Below are 25,768 nucleotides of genomic sequence, written 5' to 3' on the forward strand. Positions count from 1 at the left end.
CACTCTGTTATCTATCCAAAACGTTCCACACGCATCTCCGCCGGAATCCCCACCAGAGAAAATCTCGAGTACACGGAACTGTCAGGTGCAAGGGCAGCCCACACCTTCCCTGCCCTTGCGCCGTACACTTTCCGCCACTCCACTTTCTACACCAAATTCTCACTTTTCTTCAGAGTTCACCGGCGTAATCACAATGTTCTGTGCCGCCACTCCGGTCTTCCTGGTTACGATGTCTTCAATCTGTGCTCGGTTGGCATCGCTTAACTCCGCTGCATTGACTACAACATCCGCTGTATCTGCCGTAAGGCTCACCACCACCTCATCAAAACCCTTAGAAGCCAGCAAAGTTTCTGCCGCCGCTTCCTTTTCTGCCAATTCCGTCATCGCTACCATCTGGTTTACTGCATCCTGCTTCTGCTCATCACTTAAGTTCTCATTATCAATAATCTCCAGGAGAGATTCTTTGTTCTTTGCCCTTACCTGCTCTCTTGTTACCTTCGCTTCTGCTACCACGCCACTTGCTTCGCCACTGGTAAGCACTGCTTCTCCTGGTGTTCCGTCCACGTTTCCATCTGATGCGTCGCCGCCATCCTGACTTTCGATATCGCCGGAAGCACTTGCGAGATCCTCCTCTGAGATATCCAGAAGTTCCTGATTCGCTAGTTCTGCATTAGCGGTCTCTGCCTCTTTCTTGTCCCCAAATATTTTTCCCGAATAATTCAGGTAGCCCGCCGCTGCAATCATGACAGCCAAAGCCGCAATAATAATCTGGTTCTTCTTCAATATTCGTTTCACTGTTTCTCCTCCTACCTTGCCACTTGATTTAAACTCTTCTTCATTATCCTAATCTTATGCGTGTCTATCCCAAATAATGCCTGAACTGCCTCAGTTATATTCTGTTTCACAACAGAATCATCTCCGCCTTCTGCAATTACGATAACCCCTTCCACTTGGGGACTTAATTCTTTGCTGATATAAGGGCTTTGATTCTGCGAACTGTCCGTATCATATACGGTAGCCTCGCTATGACTGCTGTTCTGGGTCGTTCTGGTTCCTCCCTGGCTGTCAGATTCCGTCACAGTCTCATTGCCTGCTTCAACATCTTTTTCAACCACTTTCTCTGCCGAGGATTTTAACGTTATCATAACCGCCACATCCCCTACCCCAGCCATCTGGGAAAGTACTTCCTCCAGATGCCTCTCCGTATATGAAAGATAAACATTCTGACTTTCCTGTACCTTGCCGTCTTCTAACTGCAACTGATTCGTCCCTGTAACTCCTTCTTCGTCATCTTTCTTACTCACAGGCCAGGAGATAACAAGGAGCAGAATGCCTACAAGAAACAGGATCAGCACCTGGTCTTTCTTGATCTTTTTCAATGAAAAATTCTTAATAGAGAGATTTCTTCCTGAGATACCCTTCGGAAATACTAATCCTTTTTTACGCTCATCTTCCAATCCTTATCTCCTCCACATCTATTTTAGCATTCTCTTCTGAAGAGTCCATTTCATTTCCCTGTCCGCCTTCTGATGTCTTGCCAACTCCTTCCAGATAATCATAAGGCTTCACTTCCTCCAGATACTTTGTGGCTTCCTCCATCTTTTGAACCTGCTCTTGATACCTGGCATTGGCATATAGTCCCTGCCATGTATCTCCCATACCCAGAATCTTAAGAAATGGTGCCGTCAGCATTACTACCAGTACTAATCCGGTAAAAAAACGGATATATCTCTTATAATCCGAATTCGGGATAATATGCATCACAGCAGTTACCATTACCATATAAAATGCAATATTCTGCATCCAGCCATATAGATATTCGAACATAATACACCTCTGATCTTCAGATATTACCTGTAACAGCCGCTACGATAACAATTGTAAGAAGAAAGAGCACTGCCGTTGTAAATACAACTTTTAATAGCAGCTGACATCCTTCTCCCACCGTCTCTATGCATCCAACGATCCGCTTGTCAGAAACCGGCTGTATGATTGCTGCAGATAATTTATACAACAGTACAATACAGGCAATCTGTACCATCGGTACAATACATAGCGCAACGCAGATGACTGCGCCTGCCATCCCGATGCCATTTTTCACCAGTACCGCTGTTCCAATCGCCACTTCCGCCATACCGCCGATGAGATCCCCTACGCCTGGAATTGCTTCTGCTCCTCTGGTTAAGACACTTCGTTTTACAGTATCAATTGCTGGACTGATCAGACCCTGCATCACATTCAGCCCTACAATACATGCCAGCATCGTCTTCAATATCCAAGATACTGCCAGTTCAATCAGTTCTGCAAACTTACTTAAATATTCCTCCTGCGACAGATAATTCAGCACCTTCACCATCATATAGATATGGATTACTGGCAGCAGGAAATTCGTAATTAAAAGTTCCACCAGATAGATCAAAAAAAGCACCAGGTTATAGAACGCGACAGAAGTCACACTTCCTTTGGCAACCGCAACCGCTAGAAAATATAGCGGGCAAAATACTCCCATAAATGAGGTAAGCCCTTCTATCCCTTCACTTACCCAATCTACGACAACTTCAAAAGAACTCAGAGTCAGTGCAATCAGCAGCATATACAATGCATAGAAACTAATCTCTGAAATCTGCCGGCTCTGGAATACCCGCGAAAAATTGCTGAATACCGCAGCAATTATTGCAATCAGAAGCATGTGCATCAGATGATTCTTGCTGGTTCTAAACGCATAACTGAACTGATCTGCGATCAATTGATTCAATAGTTTAGCAGAGAATGCCACATCACCGGATAAGATTCCCAGCAATGTCTCTTTGAACTCCAGTTTTTCCCCTGGGAATAATTCTTTTAACGAATCATCAATCTCATCAAAATCAAACTGGTCTACCAATTGCTCTTCCATTTCTGTCTGATCCACTTCTTCGGAATCAGAGTTCTGTGTCAGATCCAAAGTTGGATCTATGTCCGATGCATGTGCCACGTCTGCCGGTACTTCCGGCATAAAATAAAATCCTAACATAATACATACAATCGGTATCAGTATTACGATACATGCTTTTCCTTTTCTTCTCATGACAGGAAATCCTTAATCGTATTCAGAAGCGTCATCAGTATCGGCATACTCAAGACCATCACCGCCAGTTTCCCGAATATCTCAATCTGAAGCGCGATCGTCTGATACCCCGCGTCTTTACAGATTCCGGATGAGAACTCCGCGATATATGTGATTCCCAGCATCTTAATCAATGTCCCTATGTATGCGGTATCCAATTTTATATAATCACCAATCGTCCTCATTGCATCAATGATGATCTCCAGCCGCCCCAGAATACTGAAAAATATCACCAGGCTTAGGGCTACGCTGATATAGATGCCGTACTCCGATTTCCCGCTTTTAAACTGTACTGCCAGAAGAACTCCAGCAACTCCCATAATCCCAATCTGCAGCATATCCATGGCCATTCCCTCTTTTCATATCTACTTTTTTGTCGGTTGCTTATAATGCAAATAAGCGCTTGATGGATTCAAACAGATCATAGATATACGGCACGATCCAGAACAGCACCAGAAGCAATCCCGCAAGGCTTGTCAAAAATGCCTGTTCTTCTCTTCCACTGTGCTTCAGAACCTGGCTTAACACCGATACCAGGATTCCGACCGCAGCAATCTTGAATATTAGACTAACACTCATATACACCTCCCCTATATCAGCAGGACAGTAACAAATATTCCACTCATTACTCCCAGACAATGATATAACCTTATTTTCGACTTCATCCCCTCACGCATCTCTTCCATGGCAAGTTTCAGTTCTTCCAGGTATAGTTCCAATAACTTAACCTGCATCTCAATATCCGCAATTCCCAACTGCCCGCCAAGCCGGAGCAGACGCTCTAGTGTATCTTCCGGCAATCCAGAACCATCCAGATATTCCCTGACATTTTCTTCCCATATATCTGCAAACACATGGCCATTTCTACGCTCCATCTGCTCTGATAAAGCGAACATCCATCTCCTGTACGGCTCTACTGAATTCGATCCAATCTGCCGAAACGCCTCCCCTAAGTAGGAATTCGCGTACTGAATCTCGCTTTTTAATCGATAGATGAGTCTCTGTAGATACTGCATCTGTGCATATTGATTCTGAAGTCTCGCTGCCGCTATAATCCCGCCCCATGAGGTCGCACCTACAATCAGCAGAGCGCCCGTTATCTTCAGCAGCATTGTGTTGCTGCCTCTTCACGATAGAGAAGACTTCCCCTGCTGTCAAAGATTCCTTCTATCTGACCGACATGCTGCTGGTTTCCCAGTAATATATATCTTTCAAAATACTTTTCTGCAACCATCTGATCTAATAGCGGTTTTCTCCTCAGTTCCTCCATGGAGTCTGCATGAACAGTAGCAAGCAGCTTGCATCCGCAATGCATAGCATACTCAATGGCATGTACATCTTCAGCAGTTCCAATCTCGTCCACAGCGATCACTTCCGGTCCCATAGAACGGATCAGCATGATCATTCCCTCGGCTTTGGGACAGCAGTCCAGGATATCCGTGCGTATGCCTAACTGGTTCTGCGGGACTCCCATATAACAGCCGCCGATTTCCGAGCGCTCATCCACAACGCCTATGGACATACCGCGGATCCATCCATTGCCATCTGATATCTGCCGGATCATATCCCGAAGAAGCGTGGTCTTCCCACATCTTGGCGGAGAGACAATCAGTGTATGATATAATCTATGGTGGTCGGCGATATACGGAAATATCGAATCCGCACACCCCAGTACTTCATGAGACATCCGTAAATTGATAGATGAGATATATCTTAAGTTCTTCACCTTGCCGTTTTCTATGATTGCCTGTCCTGTTATCCCAACTCTATGTCCTCCTTCAATCGTGATAAATCCCTGTTTCATCTCCTGTTCGTATGCATATAATGAGTAGTTACTGATATATTCCAGCATCTCCCTTACATCTTCTTTTGTGACCATATAAGGCTTGCCCCGCTGATTGCCAATCATTAGTTCCTCGCCTCTGTAGATAAGCAGCAACGGCTTTTCTATGCGAAGTTTAATTTCTTGCAAGTACTCGTACTGCAATTGCTCCTTTTGAAGCAAAATGCGGATGCTGCAGGGCAAAACGTTCAGGATTCTATTTTCCTTCATATTTGTCCACCTCTTTAACTCAATATATGTACGGGCTTTAGATTTATTCCTAAATAGGCAAAAAATAAGACAACCCAAACAGTTGTCTTTTCAATCATCGGGGACACCCCATATACTAATTGAGGACGTAGTAAAATACACTTTTACTACGTCCTCATCTATTACTCTGCTACATCTTTCATGCTGAATGAGATTCTTCCCATCTTGTCTTTTCCAAGACATACAACTTTCACAACATCACCTAATGTCAGAACATCTTCTACGCATTTAATTCTTTCCTTAGAGATCTTGGAAATGTGTACCATTCCTTCTTTTCCAGGAGCGAATTCCAGGAATGCACCGAATTCTTTGATACTGATAACTTTTCCTTCTAATACCTGTCCGGCCTCAAAATCCGTTACGATGATGTGGATCAGTTTCTGTGCCTCTTCCATGCTCTTGCTGTCTGTTCCACAGATAGATACTGCACCATCATCAGTAATATCAATCTTCACGCCAGTCTGATCAATAATTGCATTGATCGTCTTACCACGCTGTCCAACTACATCACCAATCTTCTGAGGATCAATCTGCATCTGTATAATCTTCGGTGCATATGGTCCTACTTCCGGTCTTGGCTCTGCAATTGTCTTAGACATTACTTCATCTAAGATATAAGTTCTTGCCTTCTTTGTTGCAGCGATCGCTTCTTCTATAATCGGTCTTGTCAGACCATGAATCTTAATATCCATCTGAATTGCAGTAATACCTTTGTGAGTACCGGCAACCTTGAAGTCCATATCTCCAAAGAAATCTTCTAACCCTTGAATATCTGTCAGTACCAGATAATCATCATCCGTATCACCTGTTACCAGTCCGGCTGAAATACCTGCAACTGCGGATTTGATCGGTACACCTGCCGCCATCAGTGACATGGAAGATGCACAGATACTTGCCTGAGATGTAGAACCGTTGGATTCGAATGTCTCAGACACTGTACGGATCGCATATGGGAATTCTGATTCACTTGGAAGAACTGGCACTAACGCACGCTCTGCCAATGCACCATGTCCAATCTCACGGCGTCCCGGTCCTCTGGATGGTCTTGTCTCACCTACGGAGTAAGACGGGAAATTGTAGTGATGCATATATCTCTTGGATGTCTCTGATTCATCCAGTCCATCCAGTCTCTGTGCTTCTGCAAGCGGAGCCAGAGTTGTAATGGTACAAATCTGTGTTTGTCCACGCGTAAACATTGCAGAACCGTGTACTCTTGGGATTAAGTCTGTCTCTGCTGCAAGCGGTCTAATCTGGTCAACGGCTCTTCCATCCGGGCGCTTGTGATCTTTCAGAATCATCTTACGAACAGTCTTCTTCTGATACTGGTATACAGCCTCGCCAAGTACTGCCAGCCACTCTTCATTCTCTGCAAATGCTTCTTCTAACTTCTCGGTAATCTGACGGATATTCTCCTCTCTTACCTGCTTCTCATCTGTAAATACTGCTTCTTCCATTGCTTCCGGAGGAACAATCTCTTTCATTGCAGCGAATAATTCTTCCGGCACTGCACAACTTTCATAAGCATGTTTCTCTTTTCCACACTCTGCAACGATCGTATCGATGAATGCAATCACCTTCTGGTTTACTTCATGTGCTGCGAAGATTGCCTCAATCATCTGCTGCTCTGGCACTTCGTTGGCTCCAGCCTCAATCATGATAACTTTTTCTTTGGTAGAAGCAACCGTCAGTGCCATATCAGACACTTCCTTCTGTGCTGCTGTCGGGTTGAATACGAACTCGCCATCAACCAGACCAACCTGTGTCGTAGAGATCGGTCCATCGAACGGGATATCGGAGATGCTGGTCGCAATTGCTGCACCTAACATTGCGGTCAATTCCGGTGAGCAATCCTGATCTACGGATAATACCAGATTCTCTAAAGTAACATCATTACGGTAATCCTTCGGAAATAACGGTCTCATCGGACGGTCAATGACACGGCAGGTAAGGATTGCATTCTCAGATGCCTTACCTTCTCTCTTGTTGAATCCTCCCGGAATCTTTCCTACGGAGTACAGTCTCTCATTATACTCTACACTCAAAGGGAAGAAATCAATTCCTTCTCTTGGCTTCTCAGATGCTGTCGCCGTACATAATACGGTTGTATCACCATAGTGCATCAATACTGCGCCATTCGCCTGCTTTGCCACTCTGTCTACATCTATACGGAGTGTTCTGCCGGCTAATTCCATTTCAAATTTCTTGTACATAGTTCTCTCCTTTATTCTTACATTTCTTGTAGGATAGGAACTGCCGAAACTACTGAAAAATATATTTTATTAGGCAAATATACTTTTCAGTGGTCTCGGGCTAGTCATGCCTTCCCACAATCTCATGTATTATAACATATCCGATGAAAATGTGCTACTATTAATTTCCGTCCAACATAATTTACTGTAACAGTTCAGCCATAAGCCGGATTGTGGGCGAATCATGCTTGCATGAATGAACACACAATCCGGCTTATGAGCAGAGCGCCATTTTATGAGCAAAAAGAGCTGCGTAGCAGCGGAGAAGCATCGCAGATGCGTTTTGCGAATGGTGCGGGCTGAACTGTTACAATTTACTACGTCCCAAACTAAAAAGAGACGCTCTCTCGAACGTCTCCTCCACCTAAGATTATTTTCTTAATCCAAGTCTTTCAATCAGTGTACGATATCTCTCGATATCTGTCTTCTTAAGATATGCAAGTAATCCACGTCTCTGACCTACCATCTTCAGAAGACCTCTTCTTGAATGATGATCCTTCGGATTGCTCTTGAAGTGATCTGTCAGGTCATTAATTCTTGCTGTCAGAATTGCAATCTGTACTTCCGGTGATCCTGTATCCCCAGGCGTTCTTCCGTACTCAGCTACGATCTGTTCTTTCTGTTCTTTTGAAATCATTGTTGTATCCTCCTTATAACTTTTTATTAACGCCAGATATTAAGTAATGGTTGGAGATTCCAATTACCGAACATCGGCTCTCACACCAAAATAGTATATCACACCGTCCATCCAATGTAAAGAAGAATTTTATTCATCTTCATCATCATCGCCAGTTCCTGTCGGCTGTAAGATAGCAAATGCTATATTTGTCGCATGATCGCCCACACGCTCCAGACCGGATACTGTATCTGAAAACATCATTCCCGCCTCTGGCGTGCATTTATTCTTCGTCAATCTCTTAACATGAGCATTCTGCAATTTCTTCTCCATTGCGTCAATCTCATCCTCCAGATCCAGGATCTCCTGCATATGTTTATAATCTCTGTTTCTGAACATTTCAAGAGAATATTCCAGAATCTTTACAGTCTTCGCATTCATCTCCTGTAATTGTCTCATTGCCTTCTCACTGAACTCTAAATTATGTTCTATCCTGGCCTTCGCAGAATCTGCAATATTCTCCGCGTGATCGCCGATACGCTCGATATCATTTACCACATGGAACAATCCACCGATGAGTTTCTCATCTGCAAGCGGAAGGATGATCTCATTCGCTTTTACCAGATAGTCTGTAATCTTGCGGTTCATAAAATCAATATATTCTTCTGTGCGATAGACTTTTTCAATCTCTTCTTCATTCAGCGTACATAAAGCATCCATCGCTAATTTCAGGTTCTCGGTTGCAACTTTACCCATATGTTCAATCTCGCAGACACTGTTATGCACTGCCGTCGTTGCTGACAGGATAGATCCATCACCAATATAAAGCAATTCATACTCATCTTCATCTGAAGCATCCTTGCCAGGCACAATCTTGTAAGTCGCCTTAACAATCCATCCCATGAACGGGAATAGCATTGCCACTTCTACAACCTTCATCAATGTATGTACATTCGCCACCGCACGGGCCAGACTTCCACCGGATATATAGAGCATCATATCTGTAAATGGATCAATCGCCACTAATAGCACTGCAAACATAATCGCAGAACCAATCACATTGAATAAGAAATGAATCAATGCCGCACGTTTTGCATCTTTCTTACCGCTCAAGCTTGCAACAAGAGCCGATACACAGGAGCCTATATTACATCCAAGAATCATAAACGGACAGATCGCGAATTCCAAAAGTCCCTGAGAAACCATCAGCAGGATGATACCCACGGTCGCCGAGGAACTCTGAAGCACTGCCGTAATAAGGAATCCCACCAGAATCGCAGCCCCTGGATTCTCCAATGATGCCAGGAAATTCAATATCCTTGGTGATTCCTTTACCGCCGTCATACTGTCACCCATAATACTAAGTCCCATGAAGAGAATACCAAATCCCAGTATCACTTCTCCAATTTTCTTGACACTCTGCTTCTTACAGAACATCACCATGATTACGCCAATAATTACTACTAGTGGAGCAATATCCGATAAGTTAAACGCAATCAACTGTCCTGTTATGGTAGTACCAATATTAGCACCCAGAATCACTCCCGAAGCCTGCATCAGATTCATCAGACCTGAATTCACGAAACTGACTACCATAACCGTTGTCGCATTTGACGACTGGATAATTGCAGTAAATATAATACCAACAATCATTCCAATGAATCTGTTCTTAGTAAAAAACTCCAGGATGCTGCGCATCTTCGCTCCAGCCGCTTTCTCAAGGCCTTCGCTCATCAGTTTCATACCATACAGAAAGAATCCCAATCCGCCAAACAACATAAAAATCGTTGTAATACTCATTTGTATTCTCCTTTACTCCTCACACCCGAAGAAATGTTTCCCATATGCAATATCATTGTCGATACATGCCTTCATCTCTTCAATACTTTTAAATCTTTGTTCCGGCCGTCGAAATTCCAGAAGTTCAATCGACACAGTCTTCCCGTATGCCTCTCCCTCATAGCCGAACAAAAAACTTTCTATCAGTACCTTCTGCTCATCGCTTACCGTTGGTTTCACCCCTACATTAGAAATTCCATGATACCAGCAGCCATCAACCAGTACATTGCTAAGATATACTCCGCGCGGCGGAACGATCTTATCCTGTGGCCATGCCACATTAAATGTAGGGAATCCCAAAGTCCTTCCTAACTGCTTGCCATGCTCTACCACACCACTCAATCCATACGCATATCCCAGTAACTCTGCTGCAAGCCCTGCCTCTCCCTGACTTAAGACCTCCCTGATATAGGTACTGCTAATGACACGGTCTTCATAGCGTTCTTTGTCAATTACAATCAACTGATATCCATAGATGTCGGCATAAACTTTTAACATCTGGATATCACCTTGCTTCTGATAACCGAATCGGAAATCAGTTCCGACAACAACATATTTCGCATGGAAAAGTTCTTTTATTATATCTTTGATAAAACTCTCAGCATGCATCTGGCTAAACTCTTCCGTGAATGGACATTCCACCAGATAATCCACCTTATCCTTAAGGTGTTCCTGTCTCTCGGCACTGCTCATCAGAACCTGCGGAACTACCCCTTTTTTCTCCCATAATGGATGCATATCGAATGAACACACGATACTGTTGAGTCCTTCTTGTTTCGCCAGTTCGCTTACCTTCTCGACCAATTTCTGATGTCCCTTGTGAAGACCGTCGAATTTGCCAAAGGTAACTGCTGATTCTCTGCTGTCTTTATAATGCGACAGCCACTTGATGTATTGCATATTAGTCCCTTCTTAAACTGTTCTATATCTTTTGCTTCAAGTCTGCTATCTTATGATTGCAAAAACATCTTCACAATACGATATTCTTTTTTTTCTTTCTGCCAACGGTATATCCCGATAAACTGCCCGACCTCATCATATAGCCGGACAGACTCCTGATCTTCCATGCCAAGATCAGTCTTTTCCTTCATATCCTGGTCTTCTTTATGCCCGCAAGCACAGACTACAGCCCTGGCAGGAAGTGCATTCCCGTTCTTTGCCAGCGAATCCCATCGTTCTTTCACAAACATTTTCTTATAAGCATCAAACATGGCATCGATCGGAACCAATACCTTCTCCAAGGTACCTTCCTCCTGCAAGCGCCGGATTTCATCCAATGTCATGCTTTCTGCAAGTTTAAAACGGCTCACTCTGGTACGCACCAGTTCTTCCATACATCCGCCACATCCAAGTTTTTCACCAATATCCTGGCACAATGTACGGATGTAAGTACCTTTTGAACAGGTCACTTCCATTCTCACCCGTGGAAGCCGCATCTCCAGAATACGAATCTCATGGATTCTGACCAGACGCGCTTTACGTTCGACTACTTTTCCTTCTCTTGCAAGTTCATATAATTTCCTGCCATTTACTTTCAGAGCGGAGTACATAGGCGGTATCTGTGCATATTCTCCCACGAACTGCTCAATTGTTCTTTGCACTTCCTCCTCCTGAAGATAGGAGGTGTCCATTGTACTTAGAACCTGCCCGCTGATATCCTGGGTATCTGTAGTTTTTCCCAGCAGAAGAACAGCCTCATAAGTCTTATCCTTATCCGTCAGCATATCACATAACTTCGTTGCCCTTCCAAGGCATACCGGCAGAACACCCGTGGCATCCGGGTCCAAAGTTCCCGTATGCCCGATCTTGCGCTGTCCGGTAATCCCTCGTAATTTTGCTACTACATCATGTGAAGTAAATCCCTTTTCTTTATACACATTCAAAACACCGTGTATCATATATTTCTCCTGCCTTTATATCCCGGCCAGACTCTCCATCTGCTCCTCGATCTGCTTTGACAGGTTGTTGATCACATCATATGGTGTTCCTGTCATTGTAAGCCCAGCCGCTTTCTTATGTCCGCCGCCTCCGAAATACTTCGCGATCTTACTTACATCAATCGTATCTTTAGAGCGAAGGCTTACCTTATATACACGCGGTTCAAGTTCATACATGAAGATTGCAACTTCTACACCCTTCGTAACTCTTAACTGGCTGACAATCCCATCCAGATCCTTGGCATCAACACCATAGAAATCCATCGTTTTCTTCGTTATATAAGTGGCAATACATGTACCATCCATAAAAAGAATACTCTCAAGCAGCGCTCTGCCCAGTATCTGATTCTGTGCATAAGTCTTCTCGTAATAAGTGTCCTGAATGAGACGTGGAGCATCCACGCCTTTCTCCAGCAGATTTGCCGCCATCCGGAATGTTGATGGTGCCGCACAAGAGTACTGAAATACCCCTGTATCATGCACAATTCCAAGATATAATGCGTTAGCAGTCTCCAGGGATATCTTCTCGTAATCCATCAGATTGTATACCAGTTCTGAAGTGGAACTGGCATCCGAAATCACATAACTATCCTCTGCAAATCCAGTATTGCTGATATGATGATCAATACAATAGGTATGTTTTGCCCGCTCGAACAAAGGCGCCGAGAATCCCAGCCGATCCTGGTCTCCGCAATCAAGACAGATAAACAGATCATATTCCATGTCTTCCGGTATCTCGTGATGAATCTCTTTTGCCGCCTCCAGAAACTGATATGTTTCCGGAATCTCCTCCAGATATACATCAGCCCTCTTATCTTCATAATTATCCTTTATATACTGATAAAGTCCCATGCAGGAACCCGCACAATCGCCATCCGGACGAATATGTCCGCCAATCGCGATTGTTTCAGCATCTTTCAGAATCTTATTCAGCATCTGTATCACCTTCCGTTGTCATTCCCTTTGTTACCTCGTCTATCTTTCTAGACATATTCACTCCATATTCAATTGACTGATCCAGTACGAACTTAATCTCCGGCGTATTACGCATATTCAGCGTCCTTGCCAATTCGCGCCGGATATATCCTTCTGCACTTTGCAGACCTTTAATCGTCTCCTCCTGTGCATGTGCATCTCCCAGCACACTAATATATGCTTTGCAAGTCTTTAAGTCAGGTGCGACCTCTGCCGCAACCACAGAAGTCCACGGAGCGACCCGCGGGTCCTTAATGCCGCCTCTTATGATATTGCTCAGTTCCCGCTGCACTTCCGTATTGACTCTGGTATTCTTTATACTTCTTTTTCTCATTATAACTCCCTCGCTTTCAAGAGCAGGGAAATACCAGGATTATCTAGGTATCTCAACCATCTTGAATGCTTCTACCTGGTCGCCTTCTTTTACATCATTAAAGTTGGCAAATACAAATCCACACTCATATCCTGCTCTTACTTCTTTTACATCGTCTTTAAATCTTCTCAGGGATGCAAGCGCTCCTTCAAAGATTACAACTCCATCTCTTGTAATACGTACAGAGCAATCTCTCTCAAATGTACCATCCAGTACATAAGATCCTGCAATCGTACCAACACCAGAAGCCTTAAAGGTCTGACGAACCTCTGCATGCCCCAGTACTTTTTCTTCGAAGATCGGGTCAAGCATTCCCTTCATAGCTGCCTCTACATCTTCAATCGCGTTATAGATGACGCGATACAAACGAATATCCACGCCTTCGCGTTCTGCTGTCTCTTTTGCAGTTGCATCCGGACGTACGTTGAATCCAATGATAATCGCGTTGGATGCTGAAGCAAGGCTTACATCAGATTCATTGATCGCACCAACACCACCATGAATGATCTTAACTACGACTTCATCATTCGACAGTTTCAGAAGGCTCTGCTTCATAGCTTCTACAGATCCCTGTACGTCTGCCTTGACAACAATACCAAGTTCTTTTAAGTTTCCTTCCTGAATCTGGGTAAACAAATCATCCAGAGACAGTTTTGACTTGGTCTCTTCCAGCAATTTCACCTTGCTCTGAGAGATGAATGTCTCTGCAAAGTTTCTTGCTTCTTTATCATTAGCACATCCTACAAATACTTCTCCTGCATTCGGAACATCATTTAATCCCAGGATCTCTACCGGCATGGAAGGACCTGCTTCTTTCACACGTCTTCCCTTATCATCCATCATGGCTCTTACTTTACCATATGCAGATCCTGCTGCGATGGAATCGCCGACTCTTAATGTTCCCTTCTGTACAAGAACGGTTGCTACAGAACCTCTTCCTTTATCAAGCTGAGCTTCCAATACAAGACCTCTTGCCCGACGGTTAGAATTCGCTTTTAATTCCATAACTTCTGCTGTCAGAACGATCATCTCCATCAGGTCTTCCAGACCTTCGCCCGTCTTAGCAGATACCGGCACGAATACAGTACTTCCGCCCCAGTCTTCCGGAATCAGTTCATATTCTGTGAGTTCCTGTTTTACACGCTCAATATTTGCACTTGGCTTATCAATCTTATTCACCGCAACAACGATCTCAACTCCTGCCGCTTTTGCATGGTTGATTGCCTCTACAGTCTGCGGCATAACTCCATCATCTGCTGCAACAACCAGGATTGCAATATCCGTAGAACTTGCACCACGCATACGCATTGCTGTGAAAGCCTCATGTCCCGGAGTATCCAAAAACGTAATCTTCTCACCATTTACATCGACTACATAGGCACCAATATGCTGTGTGATACCGCCTGCTTCTTTATCGATTACGTTCGTATGGCGGATTGCATCCAGAAGAGACGTCTTACCATGGTCAACATGACCCATAACACAGACTACCGGCGGACGCTTCTTCATCTTGCTCTCGTCCTCTTCTTCTTCCTTGAGAAGTTCTTCGATTACGTCTACAACTTCCTCTTTCTCACAGAGTACTTCGAATTCCATTGCGATTTCTTCTGCTGTCTCATAATCGATCTCCTGATTCACAGTCACAATCTTGCCCTGCATGAATAATTTCTTAACGATTACAGATGGAACGATCTTCATCTTATCTGCCAGTTCCTGAATCGTAAGCACTTCCGGAATCACGATAGACTTAATCTCTTCCTCCACCTTCTGCTGTTTCTGCTGTGGCTTCTGAAGCTGCTGCTTTGGCTCATTCTTCTTGCCTTTTGTCATTCTATCGTCTTCATCCTCACGGCGATAGTCTTTCTTCTTATGATCGTCTTTTCCTTTGCCTTTGCTGCGCTGCGGCTTCTGTCCTTCTACCGCTGGTGCCGGAATGCTGGAAGCACTATTTCTTCTGTCATTATTGCGACGGTCAGACCTCTCTCCTGGTCTGCGGCTTTGATTCCTATCTCTTCCATCTCTGTCTCTTCCATCTCTGTCTCTTCCATCGCCTCTATCTCTTCCGTCTCTGTCGCCGGAGAATCTATCCTGACGATTTCCCTGTGAACGGTCGCCACGTGGCGGACGCTGGCTTCCTCCTCTGGAATCCTGACGTCTCTCTCCATTATTGCGTTCATTTTTATCAGAACGTTCGGAACGATCAGAGCGTTCCTGACGTCTCTGGAACTGTCCTCTCTCAGATGCTGGTCTGTCGGATGTTCTTTCTCCTGATCTCTGAGCCGATCTTGCTGCAGATCTCTCTTCTGTTCTTGCCGCAGTATTCGCTGCCGGTCTTTCCTGACGCTGCACATTCTGCGGTTTTTCCGTCGTTGGTCTTTCCTGACGCTGCACATTCTGTGGCTTCTCTGCTGTAGGTGATACCGGACGTTTTGCTTGTTCTGCAGTTTTCTCCACCGGTCTTTCCACACGTTTTGCAGGTTGCGGTCTCTCTGGCGTCTGGGATGCCGGACGTGCAGGCTGTGGTGCCGCTTTTGCCGGTCTTCCGTTATTCACCTGCATTGGTCTGCCCTGAGTCTGCTGCGAACGCCCCGGCTGCTGTCCCGGACGGCCTCCTGGTCTTCTTCCCTGCTTTGCACCATTCTGTGTATTCTGCGGACGGAACACGTGCACAATATTCTTCTTCTTCGGTGCCTCCTGATCTGATTTGGCTTCCGGCTTCTCACCTTTTGATAAAGCCTTTCTGGCCATATCAGCCTCATTATCTTCTAATGAACTCATATGATTTTTCACCTCTATATTCTTTCCGCCAAGGAAATCAATAATGTCCTTACTCTGAACATTCAATTCCTTCGCTAACTCATGAACTTTGATTTTTGACATACTAACTACCTCCTCTATGCAATCTCGTTATCTTCTGTGTCCATATGCTTCCTGATTCCTTTTGCAAATCCCTCATCCAATATTGCTAGAGATGCCCGGAACTGTTTTCCCATTGCATGCCCCAAGGTATCTTTATCTTTATAAAAATAGATTGGCACGTGATAATAGTCACACATGTTTCGAAATTTCTTCTTCGTATTATCAGACGCATCATCAGCCACGATTACCAGAGCAGCACTGCCGGATTTTACTTCTCTCTCCGTACAGAACTCTCCGCTTACCGTCTTCCCTGCCTTTGTTGCAAGGCCAATGAGCGACAGCACTTTATTCTGACTCAAGTATCTCCATCTCCTTTTCCAGTGCCTCATACACTTCTTTTGGAATAGACTGCTTAAATGACCGTTCAAGCCCTCTGCTCTTCACAGCCTTTTCAAGGCATTCCTTCGACGGACAGATATAAGCGCCACGCCCGTTCTTCTTGCCGGTAGCATCCAGAAGGAACTCCCCTTCAGCAGTCCTGATGACACGAATCATCTCTTTTTTACTCTTCATTTTCTGACAGCCTACGCATTTACGCATCGGCAGTTTTTTATTTGCTCCCAAATAATCACCTATTCCTCACCTATCTCTTCAAATACGATCTCATCTTCTGCGTTATAGTCATCTGCATACTCATCTGCATACTCATCTGCATATTCTTCTGTATACTCTTCTTCGTATGGCTCTTCATACTCTTCTTCGTATACACCCTCACTCATCAGTTCCAGATAGTTCTCCGGCAGTTCGCCAGACTCAATCGCCTGTGTCTCACTCTTAATATCAATCTTATATCCGGTCAGTCTTGCAGCAAGTCTTGCATTCTGACCTTCCTTACCAATTGCAAGAGATAACTGATAGTCCGGAACAATAACGCTAGCTGTCTTATCATCCGGATCAGCCATTACGGAGATAACTTTTGCCGGGCTTAATGCATTCTCGATCAAGATTCCCGGGTTATCACTCCAATTGATAATATCAATCTTCTCTCCACGAAGTTCATTTACAATTGCATTGACTCTCGCACCGTTCATGCCGACACATGCTCCAACAGGATCCACATCCGGATCATTAGACCATACTGCAATCTTCGTTCTGCTTCCTGCTTCTCTGGCGATACTCTTAATCTCTACAACTCCATCCTTAACCTCTGTCACCTCTGCCTCGAACAGACGCTTTACAAGTTCCGGATGTGTACGGGATACCAGAATCTTCGGTCCCTTGGTTGTATTCTTCACTTCTACGATATATAACTTGATACGCTCGGTTGGCTTAAATACTTCGCCTTTCACCTGCTCATTCTCTGTCAGCATTGCATCTGCTTTTCCAAGATTAATGCTTACATTCTTACCTACATAGCGCTGAACGATACCAGTCACGATATCCTTCTCTTTTTCAAAATACTGATCATACACTACCTTGCGCTCCTCTTCACGGATCTTCTGTAAGATCAGGTTCTTGGCATTCTGTGTGGCAATACGTCCGAATGACTTGGATTCAATCGGAATCTGGACAATGTCTCCCAGTTCATACTGGCTGTCAATCTCTTTTGCGTCCTCCAGGCTGATCTGCTCTAGTTTATCCTCTACCTCTTCTACAACCGTCTTCTCTGCAAAAAGCCGATAATCACAGGTTGTTCTATCCATAATTAATTTGATATTATCAGCCTTGCCAAAATGATTCTTGCAGGCATTCAACAAAGAATTCTCAATCGCATCCAGCAATGTTTCTTTACTGATATCCTTCTCCTTCTCCAATATATTCAACGCTTCTAATAATTCTGTGTTCATTGTATCTCTCCTCCTAATCTAAAAATCAAACGCCAGACGGATAAGCGCGATATCGCTTTTTTCAAATGTTCTTACAGTCTCATCTTCCATCTCTATAGTTACCGTCTTGTCATCATAACTCTTCAGAATTCCGGTGAATTCTTTCTGCTTCTCAATCATGCGGTAGGTTCTGATCTCAACTTCCTCTCCCAGACTTCTCTTGTAGTCCTTTTCTTTCTTAAGAGGTCTTCCAAGCCCCGGTGAACTCACCTCCAGAATATACGCATCATCAATATAATCCTTCTCATCCAGAATGTCAGAAAGCCTCCGGCTTACTACTTCACAGTCATCAACAGTAATTCCACCTGGTTTATCAATATATGCACGGAGATACCAGGTTCCGCCTTCTTTTACATACTCCACATCCACCAGTTCGAATCCATGCTCATCTACAATAGGCATCAGAATCTCTTCCGTCTTCTGTTCATAAATCTCTCTTTTCGCCAATCTACAATTCCTCCTTATCAACAAAGAAGAGTGAACTTTCGTTCACTCTTCTGCCGATTTCCTTATGTAACTGTAAGGTAGTATAGCACCTTATATCAGAAAAATCAAGGGATTTTATCCATTTTTTCAAACCCTTCTTTTCCATTCCCTATTGCCTGATATCAATAAACACATTATCATCCCCACTTGGACTGGTACTCAGATACATCTCCTCCAGCCTATCCTCATCTACCAGGTATCCCAGATGACAGGTTACGGTCTCTCCTCTGCTAAGTTTTATCCAGTAATAGTGCGGATCTGCATGATTCGTCAGGGAGGCGTCAAAATACACCGGTTCTTCATTCATCTCTCTTTCTTTGATCTCGCCATCCTTCTTTAATTGCAGAAAACGGATTGGATAAAGCACACAATATTCATCCGTCATCTCGTTCTCTGCCTTCTCTTCTTTTCTGCCGATATCAAGTGTCAGATATACGAACTTCTTCTGAACAGTCTCTGATTCTCCATATGTATCTACTGTGTTCACTCCATCACCATATGTAATGTTCTCTCGCTCATAAGCCATAAGATTCCCACCAGCATCCACGAATTCCTGCAGATCCTCCCATCCCTGAGTATCAAAATTCTCCTGTCTTAAGATACCGATATTATCCAGCACTTCCACTTTTGTCACCCTATACCGATAACCAGAACTAAGAGCAGGATCTTCTTGCCATTCCTCCAGCCATTCTCCGACTTCATGCCATTCATTATTCACGTCCATAACCTCTGTCGGCTGCAATTCATTACTGGATTTCTCTGCTTCCTCTGCCAGAGTTTCCTTTAGTGACTCTGCTGCAACTGCGTGTTCTTGATCCGTTTCTGTCAGGGTAATTCCCTTTGCTATTTTTATTGCCTCATCCTCTGTAATTCCATTTCCCAGAAATGCATTCACTACATAGCCATATTCTTCAAATATAACATACATGTTTTTGTCAAATTCCAGGCATTCATCCTTTTGAACCAGAATAACCGGATGCTCATTAGCAGTCAGTTCTTTATAATCCACCGAAAACTGATCCATGAACGTATACTCGTCTACATCCATTTTCTTTATATTGAAACTTACACTGTGTGCATAACTTCCTTCTTCAAGTTCCTGAGGAACATTGAATTTCCATTCCCCCGTCCATGTCTCCACACAGCCTTCCGGCAGATAATGAAAATCCACCTTTACCGGAACATATTTTTTATCATTTGGGGCTTCTTCATTCTTCTTTACATGCACACTAGTCTGATACTTCTCTTTTTGTACGGTTATATTGTAAATCTGACTTGCCGCATATACTGTTCCGGGAATCAGAACAACTGCCGCTGCCACTGCTGCGGCTACCCGATACTGATAACATCTTCCGCCTTTATATCTTCTCTCTTTATCTCGAACCGCTTCCAATAGTTTCTCTTTTCTCGCCTGATATCCTGCCGAGAAAATGTGATCCTTATTCATTGCATCAAATGCTTCTAATGTAATCTCTGGGAATTCTTCCTTTTTATTATTAAATTCGTGTAAACCCATATTTCTCATCTCCTATCATTGACTTTATTTTCTGCAATGCTCTCTGCTGACGTTTCCGGACTGCCGCCTCACTGATTTCCAATACTGCTGCTGTTTCCTTTACTGATAACCGATGAAGACATCTGTAAATAACTACCTCTCTGTATTCCCGTGGGATAGAATCCAGCAACTGGCCAAGCGCCGTCTGATTTGCAATTCTTACTACGATTCTCATCATCTCATCCTGCTTATCCTCAATCTCTATGTCCCTAATGGGAGTACAGTTCTTTGAATCTGCCTGATTCCTTCTGTATTGGTCTATGGCAGCAGTTTTAATCGTATGTAATACATATGCACGGCTTTTTGGGCTATCTATATCTTTCAGTTTTCTTATATTTTTCAGCAGCCTTACGAATGATCCTGCACCGCATCCTCTGCCTGCCATTCATTATGCAGGATAGAAAACGCCACAGCATACATTTTCTGTTCGTATCGTTCATACAGTTTTTCCAGTTTCTGGCTGTCGCTTGCATTCTGCATTTTTCTCACATCCTTTTTTCGCGCTTATTTTGAACGTTCTAATAATTATAACGAAGAAACAATCCCTGATGTGACCAAAATAAAGAAAAAAGAAAAAGATGAGTAGAATTACTTTTTACTCATCCTTTTCACATTCTGTACAGTTATTTTATTCCATTTTTAAATGCCATCATCATCTCATTCGTCAGGCTGCAATCATCTGGTTTCACAGGAATCTCTTCCCTTTCAAACCACTCTGCCAACGCCAGTTCTTCTCGATCCAGCGTGATATTTTCTTCCCCGTCTAATTCACAGAAGAATCCCAACAGCAAGGTATCTGTAAATGACCAAGGCTGGCTCTTATAATAGGTAATATTCTTCACCTTTAGTCCGACCTCTTCCATTACTTCACGCTTTACCGTCTCTTCAATGGTCTCCCCAATCTCCGCAAATCCGGCAAGCAGTGCATACTTCTTATACTCCCGCCCGGCATATTTAGACATCAGAAGACGATTGCCATGAGTCACGGCAATAATTACCGCCGGACAGATCTTGGGATATTCCATATTATGACATTCAGGGCAATACAGCATACGCTCTTTCACATCTTTCACCAATGACTTGCCGCATCGTCCACAATACCGATGGCTTTCGTACCATCTATGAAGCTGCCAGCCCGTAATTCCGGCAAATCCCATGTACTTTGGATTCGCATTCCGGAAGATCTGCGTATCCTCCCAGACATACTCATTCAAAGCATCACAGGATACATGATTCCCAAGATAGAAACGCATACCGTCTATTGCAAATAGATATGTATAATCTTTGTAAAGTTTATCCCTGTCATTCCCTGCTTCTGCCTCTTCAAAGGCAGGAAATATAATCTCATCATTCTTATGCCTTACTAAAACCTTTCGACCGTCATAACAGAGCAAGAAACTATTCTTGTCTGGCGCCATTGGATGATATTCATTTTTATAATGATGGGGGCAAATGTCCTGTATCATAAGTACTGTGTCCCTTCTTTCTATACTCTTGCTTTTGTTCCATTCCCATCTCTCTTCGCCATCTTCAGCCGGTTCAGTGTCACTTCCTTCTCACCATAGGTCACCTTTGCTTCTGTACCCTCTTCAAAAAGATATACTTGTTCCAGTTCATCATTCTTGCGAAGTTTGATTCCTCTCACGCCGATGGCGCCTTTCTTCTTCTCAGACACTTCCATGGCAGTAAATCTCAGGAAATATCCATCCTTCGTCTGAAGAACTACATTCTGATTCTCGCTGATTACCTGAACGCTGATCACTTCATCTTCCGCCTGAAGTTTTGTTGCTGAAATGGTTCTTTTTGCCACTTGGAATTCGGTTCCTTCCACCTTCTTAATCATGCCCTGCTTCGTCGCAAACAGCAGCCTTGCATAACGCATCTGTTCTGCATCGCAGATATACACAATCTCTTCCTGCGTGCTGTCATAATTACTTACATTATCTATCGGCAGTCCCTTGTCACGGAACTTTCCATAAGGCAGATCCAGGACTTTGACTTGATGCATCTTTCCTGTATTGGTAAACAGGCAGACTTTTCCCGTATTCATACAAGAAATCACATATTTATTCTCTGTATCCGCAGCCTCTTTATTCCTGCCATATATATTCGTATCTATCGTCTTCGCGTAGCCAAAGCGGTCCATCAGGAAGATCACTTCCTGCTCCTCAATCTTCTTCTCTTCGTAGACTGCTTCTTCAGCATTTTCAATCATGGTGCGGCGTTTTCGTGCGAATTCTGCCTTTATCTTCTCCAGATCTTCAATGATCACATCTGCCATGGAGTCATAATTATTCAGGATATCTTCATATCTCGCAATCTTCTTCAACGTCTCATCATGCTCTTTCATCAGAGCCTCGATTTCCAGACCGATTAATTTGTACAGGCGCATCTCCAGGATTGCCGTAGCCTGACGCTCAGTAAATCTGAGCATAGCTGCCATCTTCTTGGAAATGCCGGACTTGAATTTAATGTTATCTGTTACGCCATTCGTAAGACAAGCCTTTGCATCCTTCACAGACTGGCTTCCCCGTAGGATCTCGATAATCAAATCAATTACATCGCACGCTTTCATCAGACCTTCCTGAATCTCTTTCTTGTCCTTCTCTTTATTCAGAAGTGTCTGATACTTCCTGGTCGCCAGTTCAAACTGGAAATCCACATGATGCTCAATGATCTTCTTAATCCCCATGGTCTCCGGTCTACCATCTGCAACGGCAAGCATATTCACACCGAAAGTATCCTCAAGACGTGTCTTCTTATAAAGCATATTGGTCAGGTTCTCGATATCTGCTCCACGCTTCAACTCAATCACGATTCGGATTCCTTCTTTGGAAGATTGATTCGAAATATCCACGATATCACTGGTCTTCTTAGATTCTACCAACGCACAGACATCATTCAGGAATTTCCCAATCCCGGCACCGATCATAGTGTAAGGAATCTCTGTAATGACCAGGCGTTTCTTGCCGCCCTTCATCTCTTCTACCTCTACCTTGCCGCGGATCTTGATCTTGCCTGTCCCTGTCTCATAGATATTCAGAAGATCATCTTTATTAACCACAATTCCACCCGTTGGGAAATCCGGACCTTTGACGTATTTCATCAACTGTTTTGTGCTGATTTCATCATTCTTCATATAGGCTTTTACCGCATCAATGACTTCTCCCAAATTGTGCGTCGGAATGCTGGTCGCCATACCTACGGCAATACCTTCGGCACCATTGACCAGCAAGTTAGGAATCCGCACTGGCAGTACCTCCGGTTCTTTTTCCGTCTCATCAAAGTTCGGCATAAAGTCTACGATATCTTTATCCAAGTCTGCCAGGTATGCTTCCTGCGTAATCTTCGCAAGGCGCGCCTCTGTATAACGCATGGCAGCAGCCCCGTCTCCTTCAATGGAACCGAAGTTACCGTGCCCGTCAACCAGAATCATCCCTTTTTTGAAATCCTGCGCCATAACCACCAGTGCTTCATAGATGGAACTGTCTCCGTGAGGGTGGTATTTACCCATGGTATCTCCCACGATACGGGCACATTTCCGATAAGGCTTATCGTAACGGATACCCAGTTCATACATATCATAAAGGGTTCGCCGCTGTACCGGTTTCAATCCATCCCTGACATCCGGCAAGGCTCTCGCCACAATTACACTCATGGCGTAATCGATGTATGATTTCTTCATGACATCCGAATATTCAGTTCTAATAATCTGTGAATCCTGCATATTTTTCTCCTTTTAGGGACGTAGTAAAATGCACTTTTACTACGTCCCAAACTAACAAATGTGGTGTACCTAACTTATATATCCAACTCTGCCTCCGTTGCATTCTCGTAGATGAATGTCCGTCTTGGCGGCACTTCTGTCCCCATCAGCATCTCGGTAACACTAGAGGCCATCCTTGCATCCTCAATCTCTACTAATTTCAGAATACGTGTCTCTGGATTCAGTGTTGTCTCCCACAACTGCTCGGCATCCATCTCACCCAGACCTTTATAGCGCTGAAGAGTGAATGGACCATCATATGTCTTGCGGTAACGCTCTAGCGCCTTGTCATCATAGAGATACTCTTCCTCACCTTTCTTCGGCATTGCTTTATACAGAGGAGGCATTGCAATATAGACATGTCCTTCATAGATCAATTCCGGCATGAATCGATAGAACAGTGTCAAAAGCAGCGTGGAGATATGTGCTCCATCCACATCGGCATCTGCCATTATAATAATCTTGTCATAACGTAATTTGCTGATGTCGAAGTCGTTACCATATCCTTCGGAAAATCCACAACCGAATGCATTAATCATCGTTTTAATCTCTGCATTCGCCAGCACCTTATCAATGCTTGCCTTCTCCACATTCAGAATCTTACCACGGATCGGCAGAATCGCCTGATACATCCTATCTCGCGCCGTCTTAGCTGATCCTCCGGCAGAATCTCCCTCTACGATGAATATCTCGCACTTGCTGGCATCCCGGCTCTCGCAGTTCGCCAGTTTTCCGTTACTATCAAAGGAATACTTCTGCTTCGTTAACAGATTCGTCTTCGCACGTTCCTCCGTCTTACGAATCTTCGCCGCCTTCTCCGCACATCCGATCACCTTTTTCAGAGTATCCAAATTTCGGTCAAAATATCGGATGATCTCATCATTCGTCACTTTTCCACATGCTTTCGCAGCATCAGGGTTGTCCAATTTCGTCTTAGTCTGCCCTTCGAATCTTGGATCCGGATGCTTGATTGAGATGATTGCCGTCATACCATTACGCACATCCGCTCCGGTAAAGTTCGCATCCTTCTCTTTTAATATTCCCAGTTCTCTGGAATACTGGTTAATGACGGTTGTAAAAGTAGTCTTGAATCCAGTCAGATGGGTTCCTCCCTCTGCATTATAGATATTGTTACAGAAACCAAGTACATTCTCATGAAACTCATTCACATACTGGAATGCTGCTTCCACTTCGATACCTTCTGCTTCTCCTTTAAAATACACTGGCTCATGGACAATCTCCTTCTTAGAATTCAAATCCTTAATGAATCCCAGAATTCCATCCGGTTCATGGTATACAATATGTTCCAGTTCACTGCCTCTTTTATCGTCAAATATAATCGTAAGAGAAGGATTCAGATAAGCCGTCTCATGCATACGGCTCTTCACTTCTTCCGCACGGAACTTCGTCTTTTCGAATATCGTATCATCTGGCAGAAAGTTCACCTTCGTTCCGGTCTTCCTGGTCTTGCCGATCTTCGGCAGCAGACCATCTTCCAATTCCATCACCGGTTTGCCTCTTTCATATCTGTCATGATGAATATATCCCTCACGGCTAATCTCCACATCCATATGGGTAGACAGCGCATTCACAACCGAAGAGCCGACTCCGTGAAGTCCACCGCTTGTCTTATAGACAGAATCATCAAACTTACCGCCGGCATGAAGGGTCGTATAGACAACTCTTGCTGCGGATACGCCAGTTGCATGAAGCCCTACCGGAACTCCACGTCCGTTATCAGCCACCGTTGCCGAACCATCTTTTTCCAGCGTCACACGAATCTCTGAACAATATCCGGCCAGATGCTCATCCACTGCATTATCCACAATCTCATAGATTAAGTGATTCAATCCTTTGGCAGAGACACTTCCGATGTACATTCCTGGTCGTTTCCGAACCGCTTCCAGTCCTTCTAATATGGCAATACTATCTGCATCATATGTATTCTTTTTCGCCATTCCTATATATCCTTTCTAACATTTCCTCTACATCATCAGGCAAAGTCTGCCAACTTCCAGTACATACAATA

The 25,768-nt window shown here is 44.0% G+C and carries 26 protein-coding genes; all 26 read right to left on the minus strand.

Annotation, left to right across the window (positions count from 1 at the left end):
• Positions 1–159 precede the first annotated feature (159 nt).
• Positions 160–795, minus strand: coding sequence for a SpoIIIAH-like family protein (locus ACQRBN_RS14200; RefSeq protein ID WP_427739666.1), 636 nt, complete (start codon positions 793–795; stop codon positions 160–162).
• Between the two features lie 11 nt (positions 796–806).
• Positions 807–1,457, minus strand: coding sequence for a stage III sporulation protein AG (locus ACQRBN_RS14205; protein WP_427739667.1), 651 nt, complete (start codon positions 1,455–1,457; stop codon positions 807–809).
• Positions 1,447–1,827, minus strand: a complete 381-nt coding sequence (locus tag ACQRBN_RS14210) for a stage III sporulation protein AF (protein WP_427739668.1) — start codon at positions 1,825–1,827, stop codon at positions 1,447–1,449. The genes ACQRBN_RS14205 and ACQRBN_RS14210 overlap by 11 nt, the downstream gene beginning before the upstream one ends.
• Before the next feature lie 16 nt (positions 1,828–1,843).
• A complete protein-coding gene (locus ACQRBN_RS14215; RefSeq protein ID WP_427739669.1) occupies positions 1,844–3,067 on the minus strand; it encodes a stage III sporulation protein AE in 1,224 nt (407 codons plus the stop codon).
• The gene (spoIIIAD, locus tag ACQRBN_RS14220; protein ID WP_427739670.1) at positions 3,064–3,450 is read right to left on the minus strand and encodes a stage III sporulation protein AD; all 387 of its coding nucleotides are present in this window, start codon (positions 3,448–3,450) and stop codon (positions 3,064–3,066) included. The genes ACQRBN_RS14215 and spoIIIAD overlap by 4 nt, the downstream gene beginning before the upstream one ends.
• A gap of 40 nt (positions 3,451–3,490) precedes the next feature.
• The gene (spoIIIAC, locus tag ACQRBN_RS14225) at positions 3,491–3,685 is read right to left on the minus strand and encodes a stage III sporulation protein AC (protein ID WP_427739671.1); all 195 of its coding nucleotides are present in this window, start codon (positions 3,683–3,685) and stop codon (positions 3,491–3,493) included.
• Positions 3,686–3,696: 11 nt separating this feature from the next.
• Positions 3,697–4,218 carry a stage III sporulation protein AB gene (locus tag ACQRBN_RS14230; RefSeq protein ID WP_427739672.1) on the minus strand — a complete coding sequence of 174 codons (522 nt, stop codon included), beginning with the start codon at positions 4,216–4,218 and terminating at the stop codon, positions 3,697–3,699.
• A complete protein-coding gene (gene spoIIIAA / locus ACQRBN_RS14235; protein WP_427739674.1) occupies positions 4,209–5,159 on the minus strand; it encodes a stage III sporulation protein AA in 951 nt (316 codons plus the stop codon). The genes ACQRBN_RS14230 and spoIIIAA overlap by 10 nt, the downstream gene beginning before the upstream one ends.
• Before the next feature lie 161 nt (positions 5,160–5,320).
• Positions 5,321–7,408, minus strand: a complete 2,088-nt coding sequence (locus ACQRBN_RS14240; protein ID WP_427739675.1) for a polyribonucleotide nucleotidyltransferase — start codon at positions 7,406–7,408, stop codon at positions 5,321–5,323.
• A 409-nt stretch (positions 7,409–7,817) separates the two neighbouring features.
• On the minus strand, positions 7,818–8,084 hold the full coding sequence (gene rpsO, locus ACQRBN_RS14245) for a 30S ribosomal protein S15 (RefSeq protein WP_427739676.1): 267 nt from the start codon (positions 8,082–8,084) through the stop codon (positions 7,818–7,820).
• Between the two features lie 129 nt (positions 8,085–8,213).
• The gene (locus tag ACQRBN_RS14250; RefSeq protein WP_427739677.1) at positions 8,214–9,863 is read right to left on the minus strand and encodes a Na/Pi cotransporter family protein; all 1,650 of its coding nucleotides are present in this window, start codon (positions 9,861–9,863) and stop codon (positions 8,214–8,216) included.
• Between the two features lie 12 nt (positions 9,864–9,875).
• Entirely contained in the window at positions 9,876–10,802 is a 927-nt protein-coding gene (locus tag ACQRBN_RS14255; protein ID WP_427739678.1) for a bifunctional riboflavin kinase/FAD synthetase, read from the minus strand.
• Positions 10,803–10,852: 50 nt separating this feature from the next.
• Entirely contained in the window at positions 10,853–11,800 is a 948-nt protein-coding gene (truB, locus tag ACQRBN_RS14260; RefSeq protein WP_427739679.1) for a tRNA pseudouridine(55) synthase TruB, read from the minus strand.
• Between the two features lie 15 nt (positions 11,801–11,815).
• Entirely contained in the window at positions 11,816–12,775 is a 960-nt protein-coding gene (locus tag ACQRBN_RS14265; protein WP_427739680.1) for a DHH family phosphoesterase, read from the minus strand.
• Complete coding sequence (rbfA, locus tag ACQRBN_RS14270) at positions 12,765–13,148, minus strand: 30S ribosome-binding factor RbfA (RefSeq protein WP_427739681.1); 384 nt, start codon at positions 13,146–13,148, stop codon at positions 12,765–12,767. Before rbfA ends, ACQRBN_RS14265 begins: the two co-directional genes overlap by 11 nt.
• A 39-nt stretch (positions 13,149–13,187) precedes the next feature.
• Positions 13,188–16,067 carry a translation initiation factor IF-2 gene (infB, locus tag ACQRBN_RS14275; RefSeq protein ID WP_427739682.1) on the minus strand — a complete coding sequence of 960 codons (2,880 nt, stop codon included), beginning with the start codon at positions 16,065–16,067 and terminating at the stop codon, positions 13,188–13,190.
• 14 nt (positions 16,068–16,081) lie between these two features.
• A complete protein-coding gene (locus ACQRBN_RS14280) occupies positions 16,082–16,405 on the minus strand; it encodes a L7Ae/L30e/S12e/Gadd45 family ribosomal protein (RefSeq protein ID WP_427739683.1) in 324 nt (107 codons plus the stop codon).
• Positions 16,392–16,646 carry an RNase P modulator RnpM gene (rnpM, locus tag ACQRBN_RS14285; protein WP_427739703.1) on the minus strand — a complete coding sequence of 85 codons (255 nt, stop codon included), beginning with the start codon at positions 16,644–16,646 and terminating at the stop codon, positions 16,392–16,394. Before rnpM ends, ACQRBN_RS14280 begins: the two co-directional genes overlap by 14 nt.
• A gap of 32 nt (positions 16,647–16,678) precedes the next feature.
• Positions 16,679–17,893 carry a transcription termination factor NusA gene (gene nusA / locus ACQRBN_RS14290; protein ID WP_427739684.1) on the minus strand — a complete coding sequence of 405 codons (1,215 nt, stop codon included), beginning with the start codon at positions 17,891–17,893 and terminating at the stop codon, positions 16,679–16,681.
• Between the two features lie 18 nt (positions 17,894–17,911).
• Complete coding sequence (rimP, locus tag ACQRBN_RS14295) at positions 17,912–18,379, minus strand: ribosome maturation factor RimP (protein WP_427739685.1); 468 nt, start codon at positions 18,377–18,379, stop codon at positions 17,912–17,914.
• A gap of 148 nt (positions 18,380–18,527) precedes the next feature.
• Complete coding sequence (locus ACQRBN_RS14300) at positions 18,528–19,934, minus strand: DUF4367 domain-containing protein (protein WP_427739686.1); 1,407 nt, start codon at positions 19,932–19,934, stop codon at positions 18,528–18,530.
• The gene (locus tag ACQRBN_RS14305; protein ID WP_427739687.1) at positions 19,915–20,358 is read right to left on the minus strand and encodes an RNA polymerase sigma factor; all 444 of its coding nucleotides are present in this window, start codon (positions 20,356–20,358) and stop codon (positions 19,915–19,917) included. The genes ACQRBN_RS14300 and ACQRBN_RS14305 overlap by 20 nt, the downstream gene beginning before the upstream one ends.
• Entirely contained in the window at positions 20,322–20,453 is a 132-nt protein-coding gene (locus ACQRBN_RS14310; protein ID WP_427739688.1) for an RNA polymerase sigma factor, read from the minus strand. The genes ACQRBN_RS14305 and ACQRBN_RS14310 overlap by 37 nt, the downstream gene beginning before the upstream one ends.
• Before the next feature lie 143 nt (positions 20,454–20,596).
• The gene (gene nudC / locus ACQRBN_RS14315; protein ID WP_427739689.1) at positions 20,597–21,439 is read right to left on the minus strand and encodes an NAD(+) diphosphatase; all 843 of its coding nucleotides are present in this window, start codon (positions 21,437–21,439) and stop codon (positions 20,597–20,599) included.
• A 20-nt stretch (positions 21,440–21,459) separates the two neighbouring features.
• Positions 21,460–23,700, minus strand: a complete 2,241-nt coding sequence (locus ACQRBN_RS14320) for a DNA gyrase/topoisomerase IV subunit A (protein WP_427739690.1) — start codon at positions 23,698–23,700, stop codon at positions 21,460–21,462.
• A 74-nt stretch (positions 23,701–23,774) separates the two neighbouring features.
• Positions 23,775–25,697 carry a DNA gyrase/topoisomerase IV subunit B gene (locus ACQRBN_RS14325; RefSeq protein WP_427739691.1) on the minus strand — a complete coding sequence of 641 codons (1,923 nt, stop codon included), beginning with the start codon at positions 25,695–25,697 and terminating at the stop codon, positions 23,775–23,777.
• Positions 25,698–25,768: the final 71 nt, after the last annotated feature.

The sequence above is a fragment of the Bariatricus sp. SGI.154 genome, assembly GCF_050313795.1.
In the GTDB taxonomy this organism is placed as follows: domain Bacteria; phylum Bacillota; class Clostridia; order Lachnospirales; family Lachnospiraceae; genus CAMBRQ01.

What these genes read in the sequence shown, in the direction of transcription:
- ACQRBN_RS14210 (WP_427739668.1), bottom strand. Translation starts at nt 1,827, where the DNA reads ATGTTCGAATATCTATATGGCTGGATGCAGAATATTGCATTTTATATG.
- ACQRBN_RS14215 (WP_427739669.1), bottom strand. Translation starts at nt 3,067, where the DNA reads ATGAGAAGAAAAGGAAAAGCATGTATCGTAATACTGATACCGATTGTA.
- spoIIIAD (WP_427739670.1), bottom strand. Translation starts at nt 3,450, where the DNA reads ATGGATATGCTGCAGATTGGGATTATGGGAGTTGCTGGAGTTCTTCTG.
- spoIIIAC (WP_427739671.1), bottom strand. Translation starts at nt 3,685, where the DNA reads ATGAGTGTTAGTCTAATATTCAAGATTGCTGCGGTCGGAATCCTGGTA.
- ACQRBN_RS14230 (WP_427739672.1), bottom strand. Translation starts at nt 4,218, where the DNA reads ATGCTGCTGAAGATAACGGGCGCTCTGCTGATTGTAGGTGCGACCTCA.
- spoIIIAA (WP_427739674.1), bottom strand. Translation starts at nt 5,159, where the DNA reads ATGAAGGAAAATAGAATCCTGAACGTTTTGCCCTGCAGCATCCGCATT.
- ACQRBN_RS14240 (WP_427739675.1), bottom strand. Translation starts at nt 7,408, where the DNA reads ATGTACAAGAAATTTGAAATGGAATTAGCCGGCAGAACACTCCGTATA.
- rpsO (WP_427739676.1), bottom strand. Translation starts at nt 8,084, where the DNA reads ATGATTTCAAAAGAACAGAAAGAACAGATCGTAGCTGAGTACGGAAGA.
- ACQRBN_RS14250 (WP_427739677.1), bottom strand. Translation starts at nt 9,863, where the DNA reads ATGAGTATTACAACGATTTTTATGTTGTTTGGCGGATTGGGATTCTTT.
- ACQRBN_RS14255 (WP_427739678.1), bottom strand. Translation starts at nt 10,802, where the DNA reads ATGCAATACATCAAGTGGCTGTCGCATTATAAAGACAGCAGAGAATCA.
- truB (WP_427739679.1), bottom strand. Translation starts at nt 11,800, where the DNA reads ATGATACACGGTGTTTTGAATGTGTATAAAGAAAAGGGATTTACTTCA.
- ACQRBN_RS14265 (WP_427739680.1), bottom strand. Translation starts at nt 12,775, where the DNA reads ATGCTGAATAAGATTCTGAAAGATGCTGAAACAATCGCGATTGGCGGA.
- rbfA (WP_427739681.1), bottom strand. Translation starts at nt 13,148, where the DNA reads ATGAGAAAAAGAAGTATAAAGAATACCAGAGTCAATACGGAAGTGCAG.
- infB (WP_427739682.1), bottom strand. Translation starts at nt 16,067, where the DNA reads ATGTCAAAAATCAAAGTTCATGAGTTAGCGAAGGAATTGAATGTTCAG.
- rnpM (WP_427739703.1), bottom strand. Translation starts at nt 16,646, where the DNA reads ATGCGTAAATGCGTAGGCTGTCAGAAAATGAAGAGTAAAAAAGAGATG.
- nusA (WP_427739684.1), bottom strand. Translation starts at nt 17,893, where the DNA reads ATGAACACAGAATTATTAGAAGCGTTGAATATATTGGAGAAGGAGAAG.
- ACQRBN_RS14300 (WP_427739686.1), bottom strand. Translation starts at nt 19,934, where the DNA reads ATGGGTTTACACGAATTTAATAATAAAAAGGAAGAATTCCCAGAGATT.
- ACQRBN_RS14305 (WP_427739687.1), bottom strand. Translation starts at nt 20,358, where the DNA reads ATGGCAGGCAGAGGATGCGGTGCAGGATCATTCGTAAGGCTGCTGAAA.
- ACQRBN_RS14310 (WP_427739688.1), bottom strand. Translation starts at nt 20,453, where the DNA reads ATGCAGAATGCAAGCGACAGCCAGAAACTGGAAAAACTGTATGAACGA.
- nudC (WP_427739689.1), bottom strand. Translation starts at nt 21,439, where the DNA reads ATGATACAGGACATTTGCCCCCATCATTATAAAAATGAATATCATCCA.
- ACQRBN_RS14320 (WP_427739690.1), bottom strand. Translation starts at nt 23,700, where the DNA reads ATGCAGGATTCACAGATTATTAGAACTGAATATTCGGATGTCATGAAG.
- ACQRBN_RS14325 (WP_427739691.1), bottom strand. Translation starts at nt 25,697, where the DNA reads ATGGCGAAAAAGAATACATATGATGCAGATAGTATTGCCATATTAGAA.